Raw genomic sequence first — 15,284 nt, 5'->3', positions numbered from 1 at the left:
AGAACATCACCATTTGTTGAATTCAAGGAGACGTTGCAATGGCACGTTTTTTCCGCCGCAGAAAGTTCTGCCGTTTCACCGCTGAGGGCGTGAAAGAGATCGATTACAAAGATCTGAACACCCTGAAAGCTTATGTTTCTGAAACTGGCAAGATTGTACCAAGCCGTATCACCGGTACCAAAGCCCGTTATCAGCGTCAGCTGGCGACAGCTATCAAGCGTGCGCGTTACATCGCACTGCTGCCATATACTGATCGTCACTGATCAGTCGGCAAACTCTGGAACTGAAGGTATTGCTTGATGCGTAAACTGGCGGAACTGGCAATGAAAAGCCCGAAACATTCCTTGTTTCTGGCGGTCATATTTGCCTGTATTCCCATGCTTTTCTGGTTGAGTGCGGCTATTGTATCTCTGGTGATACTGCGTCGCGGCATTGACCACGGACTGAAAGTCCTGATTTGGGCTTTGTTACCCGGAATAGCCTGGGCCGCCTTTGGTCAATACAGCGTATTGATCGGGTTGGCAACCACAGCGTTGCTGGCTTGCGTCCTGCGCCAGACTGTCTCATGGCCGAAAACCCTGTTGGCTGTTGTGCCGCTGGGAGGCCTCGTGGCTTTTGCCATGTACCAGATATCACCGCAGATGATCAGCGTCATGGCTGGCACTGTGATGGAGTTTCTGAAAAAGAGTCTCCAGGGCAGTAGCAGTCTAGAGGCTCTGCAACCGGGTGAACGTCTGAGACAGGTCCTGGAGTACGGCGTAGCGGGTGCTCTGGCCTGGGTGCACATACTGTTTTGTGTCCTGGCTTTGATGCTGGCGCGCTCCTGGCAGGCCGATCTCTATAACCCCGGAGGATTCGGTGAAGAATTCCGCAAGGTGCGGTTACCCGCAGCTGTCGGGGTAGGTCTACTGACCATCACTTTGATGGGGTCGGCGCTGTCACCTGTGATGACTGCCCTGGTACCCATCGCATCGTTGCCACTGTTTATTGCAGGTCTGGCGCTGGTCCATGGGCTGGTAAAACTGCGTCAACGGGGCAGCTTCTGGTTGATTGGACTGTATATGCTGTTGATCACCCTTACGCAACTGGCATACCCGGTTATTGTTTTGACTGCTTGTCTTGACAGTCTGTTTGATTTTCGCAACCGCGTGAGTAAGCAGATTCAGGGCTGACAGGCACTAGGTATAAGGTAAGAGGCTAGCGATGGACGTTATCCTGCTTGAGAGAGTTGCCAACCTTGGCAACCTGGGCGACAAGGTAACCGTTAAAGCCGGTTACGGTCGTAACTTTCTGATTCCTTTCAGCAAGGCTGTGCCTGCTACCAAGGAAAATGTTGAAGCTTTTGAAGCTCGTCGCGCCGAGCTGGAAAAGGCTGCTAACGAAAAGCTGGCTGCTGCCCAAAAGCGTGCAGCTGAAATGGCTGAAATCGAACTGACCCTGACCGCCAAAGCGGGCGACGAAGGCAAGCTGTTCGGTTCTATCGGCTCACGTGATCTGGCTGAAGCCATCACTGGTGCTGGCGTTGAAGTAGCCAAGAGCGAAATTCGCATGGGCGAAGGTCCCATTCGCGCTACTGGCGAATACGACATCGCCATCCAGCTGCACACCGACGTTGCAGCGACTATCAAGGTATTCGTTGAAGCTGAATAAGTTCGGTTGTAACCACGCCTGATAGAAAAATACCCGTGGGCTTAGGTCCACGGGTATTTTTTTATGTGCCTTTTGTCCTGCCTCTTCATTCGCCGTCATTTCAGTCAAAAGATTGTTTTAAATCTGTCATCTTAAATACATTTCACTGTAATTCTTGTGTCGTTTAATGAGCCTGCTTTAGAGGATATTACACAACAAATAAAGCTGGCTTGAACGAGTAGATATTACATGAGCAAATATACTTTTGATCCGACGGTGTATAACTCCAGTGATAACAGGCCGATCTCGGCAGTGCTGGAAAAAGAACTCTCCCGCCGCGGTGTTCTGAAACGTGGGGGGGCACTGGCAGCATTTAGTGCACTGGCCAGCTTTGGTTTAACGGGCTGTAACGATGACGACTCTGACGATGTTTTTTCATCAGAGCTCTCTCTTGGCTTTGACTCTATTTCCGGCTCCAAGACCGATGCTGTGTCTGTACCTGCTGGCTACTCCGCTCAGGTTCTGGCGCCGTGGGGAACGCCATTGAATGATTTAGCGGCAGAGTGGAAAGATGATGGCACCAACAGTTCCACCGATCAGGCGAATGCTACTGGCATGATGCATGATGGGATGCATTTCTTCCCCCTTGAAGGCAACAGTACTGAAGGTCTGCTGTGTATAAACCATGAGTTTATTGATCAGACGCGACTGCATCCGAATGGGGCAACTGACAATAATGGTGTACGTCCTGCTGAGGAAGTTCGTAAAGAAATTAACGCTCATGGTGTTTCAGTGGTTCACATCAAACTGACTGATGGCGTCTGGGATGTGGTTAAAAACAGCAACTACAACAAGCGTTACACTGCAGGCTCTGAAATGGATCTGACCGGGCCGGTGGCAGACAGTGATCTGCTAATTACCAAATACACGGATGAAAAAGGGAATAAAGCCCTTGCCCGGGGCACCAACAATAACTGTGGTAATGGTCACACTCCCTGGGGGACTTATCTGACCTGTGAAGAAAACTGGCCTGGCTATTTTACCCGTTCCGATGACCCGTCTAACTGGACTGAAGAACAAATACGTCTGGGTATCAGTTCCAGGGGTACCCGTTATGATTGGGATACTGCTCTATCTTCTGACGAAAACGAAACCGGCGAGTTTGCCCGTTTTGATGTAACTCCGGGCTCCGGAGATGAGACTGAGGATTTCCGTAACGAAGCTAATGGTCACGGATACATTGTAGAAATAGACCCCTATAGTCCACAGGCTAAAGCGATTAAACGGACGGCTCTGGGTCGCTTCCGTCACGAAGACTGCTCATTTGGCAAACTGGAAGAAGGTCAGCCCGTTGTTTTCTATTCTGGCCATGACAGCCGGTTTGAGTACATCTACAAGTTTGTTTCCAAAGAACTCTGGGACGCGGCAGATGCTGACTCTGAAGATCGTCTCGCCACCGGTGCAAAGTACATGGATGAAGGTACTTTGTATGCCGCTCGCTTCGATGAGGAAGGTCAGGGTGTGTGGTTGCCCCTGACTCCCGATGCCACCACTAAAGACGGTGGAAGGTTAGGTGATATCTCAGGATTCACGACTCAGGCTGAAATTATCCTGAACACGCCGGGTGCAGCTGATCTGGTAGGCGCTACCCCCATGGACCGCCCCGAATGGACTGCGGTAGATCCGAAAACCGGCTCTGTTTATGTGACACTGACAAACAACACTGATCGTGATAACCAGGACGGCAATTCTGATACCGACACCAACGTGGCCAACCCTCGTGAAGGAAATGAGTATGGCCATATTATTCGCTGGAATGAAGGGGCTGATCCAAGCCAGTTTACCTGGGAGTTCTTCCTGTTCGGCTCTTTTGCATCAGAAAGTGCCCTGGTGAATCTCTCTGGATTGAATGAAGCCAATGAATTTGGCAGCCCGGATGGTCTGGCATTTGATGACCGTGGTCTGTTGTGGATTCAGACAGACGGTGGTGTCAATGAAAACACCAATGACCAGATGCTGGCCATTATTCCATCTGAGCTAAGCAGTACTAGTACTGAGGACTTGTTAGCCGTTAACGCCGACAACCAGGAGCAACTGAAGCGTTTCTTTGTCGGGCCAAATGGTTGTGAGGTGACTGGTCTGGCGTTTACACCGGATCACCAGAGCTTCTTCCTGAATATTCAGCATCCATCGAACTGGCCTGCCGCCGGGTCAACCGATGCAAAGGATGAAAGTGGTGCGAACAGGGCGCGTTCTGCCACGGTGGTTGTTATGAAAGACGGTGGTGGTGAAGTGGGGGTTTAATAGCCGTCACCTGACTGCCAATTTGACAAAGCCGATGATTGGAATGCTCATCGGCTTTTTTTTGTGAAAAACATTTTGTTATGTCGTTTTCCATTGGCTGGTGGCGGAACAAAACCAGCTGATCAGGTACTTATATATCATTGCGCCAGAGCCAATCCAGTGGCACCGCCATGCAGTTTTTTGTCTTCAGTGGCAGTGCATTGTTACCACAATAAATCAATACGCCACCTTTAAAGTGTTTGTCGGCCTGGTCAGCAAGTCGCCTTAAGCCTTCTCCGTCTTTTTCCTGAATACTGATAGCTTTTTTAATTTCTATACCGTAGGTATCACGATTGTGTTCGATGACCAAGTCTACCTCCACCTGATCTTTATCCCGGTAATAACTGAGGTGGACAGGGTCATCCAGCCATTCGGTCAGAGCTCTTATCTGCTGTATTACAAAACTCTCCAGAATGGGACCGAAGGGGGTCGAATAGTGCTGCCATTCTTCAGCTTTCAGTCGATTCAGCCTGCTTGCCAACCCACTGTCTGCGATATGAATTTTAGGTGCTTTTATCAGGCGTTTGGCAGCATTATTATGCCATGCTGGCAAACGGTAGAAGAGAAACAGGTGTTCCAGAATACTGATGTATTTATCGGTGGTCTCGCGTCGTATTTTCAGGTCAGTGGCGATGCTACTGGTATTGAGCAGATTGCCAGTACGAAGAGATAGCAGCTCAGCCAGCTTAAGCATTTCATCTTCGTCACGGATGTTGGCAATATCCCGAATATCATTTTGAACAATGGTCTGAAGATACTGATTAAACCATTGTCGTGCACGATGGGGTGTGCGGGTGTTGGGCTCAGGAAAGCCGCCCCGACAAACCCGTTCAGCGATACCATGAATTTCTTTTTGCTCACCTTTGATAGAGGCAGACAGGGCTTGTGTGAAGAGTCGTTGTAAAAAGACGGGAGGAGTTGATTCTTTTTCCGCTTCTGTCAGTGGATGCAGATGCAAAATTTCAATACGCCCAGCAAGCGATTCTTTGACTCTGGGCAATAACATCAAGTTGGCTGAGCCTGTCAGCAGAAAGCGGCCAGGTTTGCGATTGCGATCAACTTCAGCCTTGATGGCAAAGAGCAGCTCTGGAACCCGTTGGACTTCATCCAATGTCACGTATTCAGGCAGGTTCTGTACAAATCCAGCTGGGTCGTCTTTGGCGGCTTGCAATACAGAAGCATCATCAAAGGTCAGGTAAACTCGCTCAGAGGAAAGCTTCCGACAAAGAGTTGATTTGCCCACCTGACGAGCCCCGAGCAGGCAGACTACAGGAGTATCCTGCAAGGCCTCTTCTATTTTTGGTTGTAAGTAGCGTGGGAAATTTGGCATCAGAAGGTGCTTCAAGTTTCGGCTAATTGTCTATTACTCTAGCGTCTATTTGACGGTTTATAAAGCGTCTAATTGCCTATTTAGCTTCCGGCCAAATGTCGGTTTATTTCTTTTTCTACTTTTTTATGTAATAAAAACAAGTAGTTATCTCGGTCTTTTGGTGGCTTAAGTATATGGCTTTTTGCAGGCCGAAAATGGCGTGCTATCGCTTTAAATCTTGCCAGGCTTTCCCGATAAATACGGACCTTGGCGCAGGGTCGTTCTCAAGAAGACTTTTTCATAAAAGGCGTCATCCTGGCAAACAAAAGTCCAAGTTCAAACAACATCCACATAGGTCCAGCCAGCAGGCTCTGGGAGATAACGTCGGGTGGTGTCAGAAGCATACCGATCACAAAACAGCCCACCACGATATAAGGACGTTTCCTGGAGAGGGATTCAACGGTGCTCATGCCAGACCAGATCAGTAACAGCGTTGCGACAGGGATTTCGAAGGCCAGCCCGAAGGCAAAAAACAGTTTAAGAATAAAGTTCAGGTAGCTACTGATGTCGGTCATCATGGTGACCGTTTCAGGCCCGGTCGTGGTAAAGAAACCAAAGATCAGTGGGAACACCACAAAATAGGCAAAAGCGACACCGGTATAAAAGAGTATGACGCTGGTTATGAGTAATGGAATGGCCAGATGCTTTTCATTCTTGTACAGGCCGGGAGCAATAAATCCCCAGACCTGATGGAGAATAAAGGGAATGGCCATAAACAGGGAGAGCACAAGACTGAGTTTAAACGGAGCAAAGAAAGGGGAGGCTACATCGGTGGCTATCATACTGGTGCCTTCGGGCATTAGCAGGCGCAGAGGCTCGGAAACCAGCTCGTAAATGTCATTGGAAAAGTAAAACAGCCCGACAAAGAACAGCAGGGTAATCACCATACTTTTCAGCACACGAGTACGTAACTCAAGTAGATGCTGAATCAGGGGTTGTTCTGATTGAACCGTTGGGGTTTCAGTCTTCATAAATGTCTCGGCAGGCATCAAATAAAGGCAGCGCTCAGGCTGCCTTTATTTTGGAATCGGATGGTTTGGAGAGGTTTTCAGTAGCTACGGTTGCTTCCTGTTTTAGAGATCGAACCTGTTGATTCAGCTCCTCCAGCTGAAGATCCTGCTTGATCTCATCGACCTTTAGCTCTCTATTGACCGTTTCTCTTATAGTGCTGGCGCTGCTGCGCAGATAGTTGATCCACTGCAGACTGGTTTTTATCGCGTAAGGCAAGCGCTCAGGCCCCAGAATCACCAGGGCGAGCACTGAGATAACCAGCAGTTCGGCAAAGCCAATATCAAACACGCTGAAGTCCTCAGGCTTTGTTATGACTCAGTTCCCTGCTCTTTTCGGTGTCCTGGCTATTGCCCGCAGGGATTTCTGCTGAACTTGAGTCATCGCTGATGCTCTTCTTGAAGCCCTTGATCGCTCCACCCAGGTCACTGCCAAGACCCTTAAGTCGTTTGGTGCCAAACAGCATGACAAGGATCAAAAGTACGATTAACAGTTGCCAGATACTGATACCGCCTAGGCCCATAGTGATTCTTCCTTTATGATTCTTTGAAAGTGGTCACTATAGCGTTTCATTATGGAGAAATTATGACAAGCCCCTGACTGTGAAGCATACTCTGGACACTTGCAATTCACCCTCAATCAAATCGAATGATTAAGCAGTTTAGTCACTCATCAAGTTGCTGTATTCTGTAAGCTACGATTTTGGTATTCATGAATCATGCTGGAAGCACTGCCCCAAGAAAGCGAACTGCCCATTGATGAAGCAACCGTAAGCCTGAAGACCCCCCCTCACTCCATTGAGGCGGAGCAATCTGTGCTCGGTGGTCTGCTGCTGGATAATGAAGCCTGGGATAAAGTGGCCGACAAGATCACGGCTGACGACTTTTATCATCCCCGTCACAAAATTATTTTCTCGTCGATGGCTAAATCGGCGAATGAGACGCTTCCCTTTGACCCCCTGACACTGGCCGCCACCCTGGAGAATCAGGACGAACTGGAACAGGCCGGTGGTATGGTGTACATCACCGAGCTGGTGGCCAATGTTGCCGGTATTGCCAATATTGAGGCTTACGCCGGAATCATTCAGGAGCGTTCTGTTTTCAGAAAGGTGATCAATGCCAGTCAGAAGATGGCTGAAAGCGCCTACAATCCGGAAGGTCGGGACAGCCAGACAGTATTGGATGAAGCTGAACGACTGGTTTTCAACATCGCTGAAGAGCGCCCCAAAACCGGTGGCCCGGTGAGTGTTCGGGAAATCCTGGACAACACGGTTCAGAAAATTGATGAGCTTTTTAACGCTGGCGATGCCATTACCGGTATCACCACAGGCTTTAGTGATCTGGACAATATGACCTCGGGTATGCAGCCGTCGGATATGATTATTGTTGCTGCCAGGCCGTCGATGGGAAAAACGACGTTCGCGATGAACCTGGTCGAAAACGCCCTGCTAAATACCGAAAAAGTCGTCATGGTCTTCAGCCTCGAAATGCCCTCTGAGCAGCTGATGATGCGTATGTTGTCCTCTCTGGGCCGAATCAATCAGGGCAAAGTGCGTTCCGGTAAGCTGGAAGAAGACGACTGGCCGAAGCTGGTGTCAGCGGTGGAGAAAATCAAGGACAAAAAACTGTTTATTGATGACACCGCAGGCATCAGTCCTTCAGAAATGCGTTCCCGTATTCGTCGTGTAGTTCGTGAACATGGTGACATGGCCATGATTATGATCGACTATCTGCAGCTGATGCAGATTCCCGGTTTCAGCGAAGGTCGTACCAACGAAATTTCGGAAATTTCCCGATCCCTGAAAGCCATCGCCAAGGAGTTTAACGTACCGGTGATTGCGCTGTCTCAGCTTAACCGGTCTCTGGAGCAACGCCCCAACAAGCGTCCGGTCAACTCCGACCTCCGTGAATCCGGAGCGATTGAGCAGGATGCCGACGTCATCATGTTTATCTACCGTGACGAGGTCTATAACCCGGATACCGAGTTTAAGGGTATTGGTGAGATCATCATTGGTAAGCAGCGTAACGGCCCTATCGGTTCAGTAAGATTGGCCTTTATTGGTCAGTACACCCGGTTTGAGAATCTTGCCCCCGATGCTTATGTCAACTTTGATGATGAATAAGCAGGAAGTTATTAACGCTCTTGCGCACAGGTACTGGACCCGGTCTGTCGATATTGAAAAAGGCATCTGTGCTTTGGTAATTCATTTTGATTCCCTTCTGTTAATTGCCTACAGTGGTAGGGCAATGGAGGTATTTATGGAAAACTTGTATGACAAAGATTATCACCAATGGCTTACCCTACAGCGGGAGCTACTTGCTCAGCGACAGTTTGACCAGCTTGACATAGAGAATTTGATGGGGGAGCTGGAGTTGGGCATTAAGGACCATATTCGTGAGTTAAAAAATCGTTTAGCTACTTTGATAACTCATCTTCTGAAATGTGATTATCAAACAAGTGTATTAATAGGCACTGTAGCAACTGAAAGAGTACCAAGGGTATGGTTAATTACTATCAACAGATCAAGAAACAACATTAACAAACTTATTGCGGATAATCCTTGTCTAAAACCACAAATAGAAGATGTACTAAACAGTACATATCCTGACGGTAAAAAAGATGCGATTAAAGAAATGAATATTTATGTTAATAAAAATCAAAAGTTAAATGAAAATAGTTTCCCGGATCAGTGCCCGTGGTCTTACGAGCAAATAATGACTGAAGACTGGTATCCACTAAATGGCGTCAATATCGACGACTGAAGACTGGCTGCCGGAGGCTGACAATGACTGATTTATACAAAACCGACTACACCCAATGGTTGAGTCAATAGCGTGAACCTTCTACAAGAAAAAGTAGGAAAAAGTAAGAGGAAGGAAAATCTGCGACAAATTCTTGGGCATGCCGGCGAGGATATAAGGGGTTGGCTCACTGTGTATGCCACCCTTGCTGCAAGCGTGAGGCATTTATATACCACATAATGGGCAGCTTCGAGGATGTTCTGCTCTCGCTTTACTTAAACACAGTGTGCAAAACCAGTGGTACACACAAGCTGATGCTCCCGGGTATTGGACTTGGTTTAAACAAATTGCACAACTTTCAGCCAAAAGATAAAAGCTTGCGTAGTCAACAAAATATGAAAACACGTAAGTAACAATTCCATAGGCAAAAGAATGACCTAAAATGTACAATGTATTCAACCAGCTCTTTTCTCTCTCGTTATCAGCTTCCAGAAAATGTAAGTTCAAGATGTAATCTTGCAACGCTGATTTAATATCAGGCTCATTGCTATGGTAAAGTTCAAAGTACCCATGCTGTAAATTACAAATATTTAACAGCTGGGTTTTTGCTCGTTTGTTACCCATGTTGATAGTCATAAACTTACTGAGCCCTTCTCCCGTCACTACGTTTAGACTGTATTTTGATAAAATTTCAAGTTGCAATAATTTCTCGGGATTCTTTAGCTCAATGCAAACATTTGTTAAAACAAAGCTGTTACAAACACTAACTGCTTTTTCTGATTTTTCCTCTTTTTCTAAATTTTTATCTTTATTTGAAATGCATGAAGTTTCAAACCACCAATCCCCTTTTTGACCATATGTTGAATCTAAATGCATGAGTTTATGCTCTGATGATATGTTTTTTAAATCTATGCTTAACTTTAATTTTTCGTCAATAGAAACAGGGTAAATAATTGAATTGTTCAATAACTGAATGCAGTCTGACTTATTTTCACTTTGCAATAATGTTTTATTCAGTAATTCAAATTCTAAAATGATGCCATAGGCATAATTACTTTTAATAATTTTTGGTTTCAGTGATCTGGAATTACGATCAAGATGTCTTGAAGCAAATATTCTATCAATCAGGTAGACTTTCGTAAGAATTGTTGAAATTACTGACAACGTCGTAAGGTGAAAAGGCCTGACATTTTGATCGAATCCCAGATTATAGTGCTTCTTAAGCTGTAAGTAATTAATGGTTGTTATAACTGGGAGCAATACACAATTAATTCTCACAATATTCTCTATGTGAATTTCTTCGAAATAAGCAAACAAAGTGCTTGAGTAAAAACATAGGCAAAAGATAAGTAAACGCATTTTTATTTACTAAATAAAAAGTGTTCAGAGTATATAGCAAAGCCTAAAAAAAAATCCAGCCGACTGCTTTGGCATTAGTCGGAAGAAGTGTGAAAGTTTTTTCTATTTTTCCAGTGGATGATTCACGAGCCAAAAGCCACGCTAGCCTTCACTGTGATCGGAGGTAGCGCTATTTTAGTAGCTCTATTCTCGTTCGAAATTCTATCAACATTGGCCCTGACGGCAGGGCTGCAGGATAACAATTACAGGAAAAGGGTTGGCATGTTGCGTTCGCCACCCTTGCTGCAAAGGTTACAGGTTCTAAAAAACAAGCTCGCTTCTGGGTGAAATTTTGTCTCGCATTTTTATAACTTGTTTTTGCTTAGACTCTTCATTAATGAAACTTCTGCTTAATAATTTTCGTGTTTCTAAAGGAAGCTGATCATGCCAGATATCAGGATCTTCAGATAAAGTTTTTGCATCAGACTCGTTGAAATCATCTGAGAGGCAAGCATTGTTAAACTTATAAGTTAACTCGTAATATTTATCGTTTGGAGCGCCACATTTCATTTTCAACTGTATTTTTGATAAAAATAGTGCAGCATTGATAAGGCGTGATGATGGAGGCTGATAAAAACGTGTTCCTTTTTTATGGACGCTATCAAAATCGATTAATTTTATTTTATTTTTCAGACAAATCATATTTTCAGGTTTGAAATCCATTTGCGTAACACTTATCGACTCAAGATGATTTAAAATCTCAAGAACTTGGAAAATAATTTCATGAAATTGTGAAACTGATAATTTTGAGAAGTTTTCATCTAAAAATTGATAGAGGTTGCTTTTCCCTAATTCCATCACAATATACATTTTGTCATCTTCTTCCAGAACGCCAAAGTATTCAACAATATTAGGGTGGGGATTGGCTATTAAGGTTTTTATCGTCTTTTTCTCATCAATAGCATTCTCCGCTTTCCAACCTATCAAAGGAATAACTTTTATGGCTATATCACATTTACGTTCAGTTACGCACTTTGACCGATACACATCACCGCATGCGCCACCATCAATTTTATCTTTAAACTCGAACATATGAGCTTTTGGTATACATCCCTGTGCAAAGCCATGAAAACACTTATCTTCACTTTTACTTTGTACATCAATTTTTATCCTTTTAGAGGGTAAGCCTGAAATATCCATATTAACTCCCTGATTTAATTCATCCCTGTGGCACAGACTCTGAAACTGGCGTCATGTTGCAATCAATAACGAATGCTACTAAAACATGAAAAACCATTTGAACCCAATAAACATATTGGATTCAAATGGCTGCGTAATAACAGGCGATTTGATAGGATTTCCAATGTCAGAACTCATCTTTTTTGGATGGTTTTAATGCGCAAGCTACCTTTTCTGCTGCATTTTCTCCATTATCCCTGTTGTATAAACGTGTTTTCATAACATCAGAACTAATATCAATTTTCATTACACGCCCAGCGAGATAATCAAAATATAATTCATGAGAAGCTCGCTTGCTTAATAGCTCTTTGGCTTGATCTACAGTCATTGGAGCAGGATCATAGTGGAGCATTCCCAATCCTTGAGGTTTAGCTCTATTATAAAGAGCTGCCAGTAGTTCAGCTTTATCAAGAGTGCTTATATTCACTCTATTATGAGCAAAAACTATATCGCAAGTTTCAGATACAGCCTCCGCACTAATTGCCAGTGTTGCCATCAATATCATTAGCGTAAATTTATTTTTCATGGACTCTAGACCCCTTTTGTGAAACCTTATAAAAATTAGACAACACCCAGCCCAGAAGGTTCCAAATAAAAATGACCATCATCAAAGCAACCAAAGAAACAAGTCCATAGATCATGGTTGGAAGCTGGTTAAAGTTTTTGTCACCAGATACGGCGGGTTTTCGATATAACAGGAGGTCTTTTGCTATTGCATGTTGGTTGTTTATGTCATTCTTGTTTAAAACCAGACAGAAACCATCAACATCATAGAATACACTCATCATAGGCGCAGGAGCCCTGTCAGCTATCTATAGTCTGCAACCGAAAGATGGCTAAATCGCCGGGGCTCTTGTCTTTTTTAAATCGAACTCAAGTTCAATGAGCGCATTGCTGGGAAAGGCCCGATAACATGAAGCAAGGTATTCGGTTAGTGTTAGTCCTGGTTACCATGATGCTCCCTTGTACAGGCTATTCTGGAGATGACAGATACGACGCTTACCTGCCTTTGGCAGAATTAGCGCTCATGCAAATGTTCAAAACCTTTATAGGGGGGGGCTCCTCCAGAAGCCTTTTCAATCTTGAAGAGGTTTCATTATGGTCATTTAACAGGGATCACCATTCATCTGACGGATTTCTGGGAATTGACGAGCAGACTGTTGATGGTGAGCTGAGAGTGACCGCCAGGTTCCAAATTACTGCAGTGAATACTCCCCCTGATATGAGACTTCGACCATCAAATTTCATTGAAATGGGGGCCAGGAGTAAGGCTTACTTTACGTCTGTTTTGCAATTGTTGACTGAATATTTTCGGACGCACTTCAACACTGATAAAGTTTATTATCTGGGCCGAGCCAATCTTGATCGTAATCAAGGATCAGCAGTAGTCGAAGGCCCTGATTATCATAATTATGATAGTGACTATGCTTTGGGTGGATTTAGTGACAGCAGTGATGATGAAGGAAAAGCTTCTGAAGAAGATACTGAAGCTGGAGCAAGCAAAAAAAAGTACAAATGTTATGACCATTCACATATTGATGTCTGTAGTTTATCTGAAACTCCTGAATATTGGGATGCTGAAATGATGATCAACATGAAAAAAGGCACTATCACTTACAAAGCCTTACTGCTTTATTCAGGTTTTCTCAGGCCTGCTTTTGGACCAGAACCAAGCAGCCCTAAACGAAATGATAGTGGTGAAGAATATCGTGAAATCGGAGATCTGATTGAACAGACACGTCAATGTATTGATCTATACAACGGCGGGCTCGATGAAGGGCTAAGCGAGTATCTGCCACATGAGCCAACCCCTCCGTCTCAGGATTGATGGCACCTTTTTTGATTCATGACTCTCAATAACCAGATGCTTTCGCCCGTTGCTGCCCGCAGCGGTGCGGCCTAACCAGGCGTTTTCGTCCCGCCAGAGCGTAAGCTTCAGACAACCACGAGATGTTGCTATCACAAGTTGGAAAAGGTGCTGCAAATTGGGTTTTGCGGGTGTGCTGACCTCGATGATATAGATGAAATTATCAAAGGCCATCCTCTGTATCACGAGCTTCATGGGAAACCTGCCCTCTGCCCGATAGAAGCAGCTTCAGGATCGCCTCTTTATAAACGACTAGCTTCCGTTACTAATCGCGCCAAAGCGATGGCGCAATTATGGCGCAATTAGATATAATACGCCATAATCGCGCCAAAGAGCTTCAAAGTTGCATCACATTCATGAATACTCTCGATGATTTATACCAGGCTATCATGCAAGCCAACAAGCCAGTCTCTATCTCTGAACTGCTTGCTGCTCACCCAAATCTTACCCGCCGAACAACCCAGCGCTGGTTAAACAGTTTACTGGCCGAAAGCAAGATTACTGCTCTTGGTGAGGGACGGGGCAGGCAATATCAGGTATTTAGTCTATCTCAGGCAAATCAGGATAATGATCAATCTGACGAATTTCCTGCATTTATTCCACTGTCGCCAGACAGTAAGGATATTCTGTCTTATATAGAGCAACCTGTCGAAGCCCGACAACCCATTGGATACCAGCGAGAATTTCTGGACATATACCAGCCCAACAACACCTACTACTTATCAGCTCCCATACGCCATCAGCTCTGGCGCATGGGCGACACTAAGCAAACATCACAACCCGCTGGTACATACGGTCGTGCAATTCTGAACCGTTTCCTGATTGACTTATCCTGGGCATCCAGTCATCTGGAGGGTAATACCTACAGCCGTCTTGATACTGTTCGGCTTATAGAAGACGGTCATGCAGCTCAGGGAAAGGCAGCTATCGAGACACAGATGATTCTGAATCATAAAACAGCCATAGAGTTGCTGGTTGATAATGCAGAAACCGCATCATACAACCGCTTTACGCTACTAAACCTTCACAGTTTACTGTCCGAAAACCTGTTGCCTAACCCTGCTGATGAAGGACGAATTCGACAGCATCAGGTAGAAATAGGTAAAAGTGTTTTCAGGCCACTGGCTGGCGAAGTCATTATCAGTGAACTGCTTGATATTCTGTTGCAAAAAGCCAGTCAGATTGAAGATCCGTTTGAGCAGTCTTTTTTCATGATGGTCCACCTGCCCTATCTGCAACCTTTTGCTGACGTGAACAAACGAACATCACGTCTGGCAGTTAACCTGCCATTAATCCGGGCCAATCTCTGCCCTCTTACTTTTCTGGATGTACCGGAACAGGCCTATAGCTGTGCGACTCTAGGCGTCTATGAAATGACCCGGATTGAATTGTTACGTGATCTCTATCTATGGGCTTATGAACGCTCAACGCAGGAATATCTGGCGATCAAACAACAACTGGCTGAGCCTGATCCCCTGCGACTTAAACATCGGGACTTGGTTAAAAAAACGGTTAAAGAAATAGTTCTCACTCCGGATTCCGATCCTGTAGATCTGATTAAAGCCCTGTTACCAGAAGAGATTGAAGAAGCCTCACGCTCAGATTTGTCATCGCTGATTATTGAAGAACTACGTCGTTTACACGAAGGTGTATTAGCCCGTTACGGTTTAAGACCATCCCAGTTTAAACACTGGCAGGAAGTACAAAAAGAAAGTTAAACTGATCAGCTGGCAAGGGCTGACCGATCAGA

15 protein-coding genes are annotated in these 15,284 nt (G+C 45.2%); 8 read left to right on the top strand and 7 right to left on the bottom strand.

Features of this window, described 5'->3' with window-relative positions:
* Positions 1-38: 38 nt before the first annotated feature.
* The 4 genes from rpsR (at position 39) to ACOJUO_RS05235 (ending at position 3,933) form a co-directional block, all read left to right on the top strand.
* Positions 39-263 (top strand): 30S ribosomal protein S18, encoded by a 225-nt coding sequence (rpsR, locus tag ACOJUO_RS05250; protein ID WP_034835335.1) that lies wholly within the window; start codon positions 39-41, stop codon positions 261-263.
* A 36-nt stretch (positions 264-299) separates the two neighbouring features.
* A complete protein-coding gene (locus ACOJUO_RS05245) occupies positions 300-1,172 on the top strand; it encodes a hypothetical protein (RefSeq protein ID WP_422139152.1) in 873 nt (290 codons plus the stop codon).
* Positions 1,173-1,203: 31 nt separating this feature from the next.
* Positions 1,204-1,650, top strand: a complete 447-nt coding sequence (gene rplI, locus ACOJUO_RS05240) for a 50S ribosomal protein L9 (RefSeq protein WP_317144724.1) — start codon at positions 1,204-1,206, stop codon at positions 1,648-1,650.
* A gap of 228 nt (positions 1,651-1,878) precedes the next feature.
* Positions 1,879-3,933 (top strand): PhoX family protein, encoded by a 2,055-nt coding sequence (locus ACOJUO_RS05235; protein ID WP_422135681.1) that lies wholly within the window; start codon positions 1,879-1,881, stop codon positions 3,931-3,933.
* Between the two features lie 130 nt (positions 3,934-4,063).
* On the opposite strand, the gene ACOJUO_RS05230 is transcribed toward ACOJUO_RS05235, so the two are convergent.
* The 4 genes from ACOJUO_RS05230 to tatA form a co-directional block, all read right to left on the bottom strand.
* Positions 4,064-5,302 carry an ATP-binding protein gene (locus ACOJUO_RS05230; protein ID WP_422135680.1) on the bottom strand — a complete coding sequence of 413 codons (1,239 nt, stop codon included), beginning with the start codon at positions 5,300-5,302 and terminating at the stop codon, positions 4,064-4,066.
* A 263-nt stretch (positions 5,303-5,565) separates the two neighbouring features.
* Entirely contained in the window at positions 5,566-6,312 is a 747-nt protein-coding gene (gene tatC / locus ACOJUO_RS05225; protein ID WP_422135679.1) for a twin-arginine translocase subunit TatC, read from the bottom strand.
* 34 nt (positions 6,313-6,346) lie between these two features.
* The gene (tatB, locus tag ACOJUO_RS05220) at positions 6,347-6,640 is read right to left on the bottom strand and encodes a Sec-independent protein translocase protein TatB (RefSeq protein WP_422139151.1); all 294 of its coding nucleotides are present in this window, start codon (positions 6,638-6,640) and stop codon (positions 6,347-6,349) included.
* Positions 6,641-6,650: 10 nt separating this feature from the next.
* Complete coding sequence (gene tatA / locus ACOJUO_RS05215; RefSeq protein WP_422135677.1) at positions 6,651-6,872, bottom strand: twin-arginine translocase TatA/TatE family subunit; 222 nt, start codon at positions 6,870-6,872, stop codon at positions 6,651-6,653.
* Between the two features lie 195 nt (positions 6,873-7,067).
* On the opposite strand from tatA, the gene dnaB reads away from it, so the two are divergent.
* Entirely contained in the window at positions 7,068-8,471 is a 1,404-nt protein-coding gene (dnaB, locus tag ACOJUO_RS05210) for a replicative DNA helicase (RefSeq protein ID WP_422139150.1), read from the top strand.
* On the top strand, positions 8,461-9,111 hold the full coding sequence (locus tag ACOJUO_RS05205; protein ID WP_422135675.1) for a DUF29 domain-containing protein: 651 nt from the start codon (positions 8,461-8,463) through the stop codon (positions 9,109-9,111). Before dnaB ends, ACOJUO_RS05205 begins: the two co-directional genes overlap by 11 nt.
* A 204-nt stretch (positions 9,112-9,315) precedes the next feature.
* On the opposite strand, the gene ACOJUO_RS05200 is transcribed toward ACOJUO_RS05205, so the two are convergent.
* The 3 genes from ACOJUO_RS05200 to ACOJUO_RS05190 all read right to left on the bottom strand — a co-directional run bounded on the left by ACOJUO_RS05200 (position 9,316) and on the right by ACOJUO_RS05190 (position 12,193).
* Positions 9,316-10,368 carry a hypothetical protein gene (locus ACOJUO_RS05200; protein WP_422139149.1) on the bottom strand — a complete coding sequence of 351 codons (1,053 nt, stop codon included), beginning with the start codon at positions 10,366-10,368 and terminating at the stop codon, positions 9,316-9,318.
* A 381-nt stretch (positions 10,369-10,749) separates the two neighbouring features.
* Positions 10,750-11,628, bottom strand: a complete 879-nt coding sequence (locus ACOJUO_RS05195; protein ID WP_422139148.1) for a protein kinase domain-containing protein — start codon at positions 11,626-11,628, stop codon at positions 10,750-10,752.
* A gap of 166 nt (positions 11,629-11,794) precedes the next feature.
* Positions 11,795-12,193, bottom strand: coding sequence for a hypothetical protein (locus ACOJUO_RS05190; protein WP_422139147.1), 399 nt, complete (start codon positions 12,191-12,193; stop codon positions 11,795-11,797).
* Between the two features lie 387 nt (positions 12,194-12,580).
* On the opposite strand from ACOJUO_RS05190, the gene ACOJUO_RS05185 reads away from it, so the two are divergent.
* A complete protein-coding gene (locus ACOJUO_RS05185; RefSeq protein WP_422139146.1) occupies positions 12,581-13,495 on the top strand; it encodes a hypothetical protein in 915 nt (304 codons plus the stop codon).
* 332 nt (positions 13,496-13,827) lie between these two features.
* Positions 13,828-15,252, top strand: a complete 1,425-nt coding sequence (locus ACOJUO_RS05180) for a Fic family protein (protein ID WP_422135670.1) — start codon at positions 13,828-13,830, stop codon at positions 15,250-15,252.
* Positions 15,253-15,284 lie beyond the last annotated feature (32 nt).

The organism is Endozoicomonas sp. ALC020, assembly GCF_049275935.1.
In the GTDB taxonomy this organism is placed as follows: Bacteria; Pseudomonadota; Gammaproteobacteria; order Pseudomonadales; family Endozoicomonadaceae; genus Endozoicomonas_A.
This window is presented reverse-complemented; position numbering and strand designations above follow the sequence as displayed.

Coding starts and splice junctions, on each gene's coding strand:
- ACOJUO_RS05230 (WP_422135680.1), bottom strand. CDS start 5,302: ATGCCAAATTTCCCACGCTACTTACAACCAAAAATAGAAGAGGCCTTG.
- ACOJUO_RS05180 (WP_422135670.1), top strand. CDS start 13,828: ATGGCGCAATTAGATATAATACGCCATAATCGCGCCAAAGAGCTTCAA.
- ACOJUO_RS05245 (WP_422139152.1), top strand. CDS start 300: ATGCGTAAACTGGCGGAACTGGCAATGAAAAGCCCGAAACATTCCTTG.
- rpsR (WP_034835335.1), top strand. CDS start 39: ATGGCACGTTTTTTCCGCCGCAGAAAGTTCTGCCGTTTCACCGCTGAG.
- ACOJUO_RS05235 (WP_422135681.1), top strand. CDS start 1,879: ATGAGCAAATATACTTTTGATCCGACGGTGTATAACTCCAGTGATAAC.
- ACOJUO_RS05185 (WP_422139146.1), top strand. CDS start 12,581: ATGAAGCAAGGTATTCGGTTAGTGTTAGTCCTGGTTACCATGATGCTC.
- ACOJUO_RS05195 (WP_422139148.1), bottom strand. CDS start 11,628: ATGGATATTTCAGGCTTACCCTCTAAAAGGATAAAAATTGATGTACAA.
- dnaB (WP_422139150.1), top strand. CDS start 7,068: ATGCTGGAAGCACTGCCCCAAGAAAGCGAACTGCCCATTGATGAAGCA.
- ACOJUO_RS05190 (WP_422139147.1), bottom strand. CDS start 12,193: ATGAAAAATAAATTTACGCTAATGATATTGATGGCAACACTGGCAATT.
- tatC (WP_422135679.1), bottom strand. CDS start 6,312: ATGAAGACTGAAACCCCAACGGTTCAATCAGAACAACCCCTGATTCAG.
- rplI (WP_317144724.1), top strand. CDS start 1,204: ATGGACGTTATCCTGCTTGAGAGAGTTGCCAACCTTGGCAACCTGGGC.
- tatA (WP_422135677.1), bottom strand. CDS start 6,872: ATGGGCCTAGGCGGTATCAGTATCTGGCAACTGTTAATCGTACTTTTG.
- ACOJUO_RS05205 (WP_422135675.1), top strand. CDS start 8,461: ATGATGAATAAGCAGGAAGTTATTAACGCTCTTGCGCACAGGTACTGG.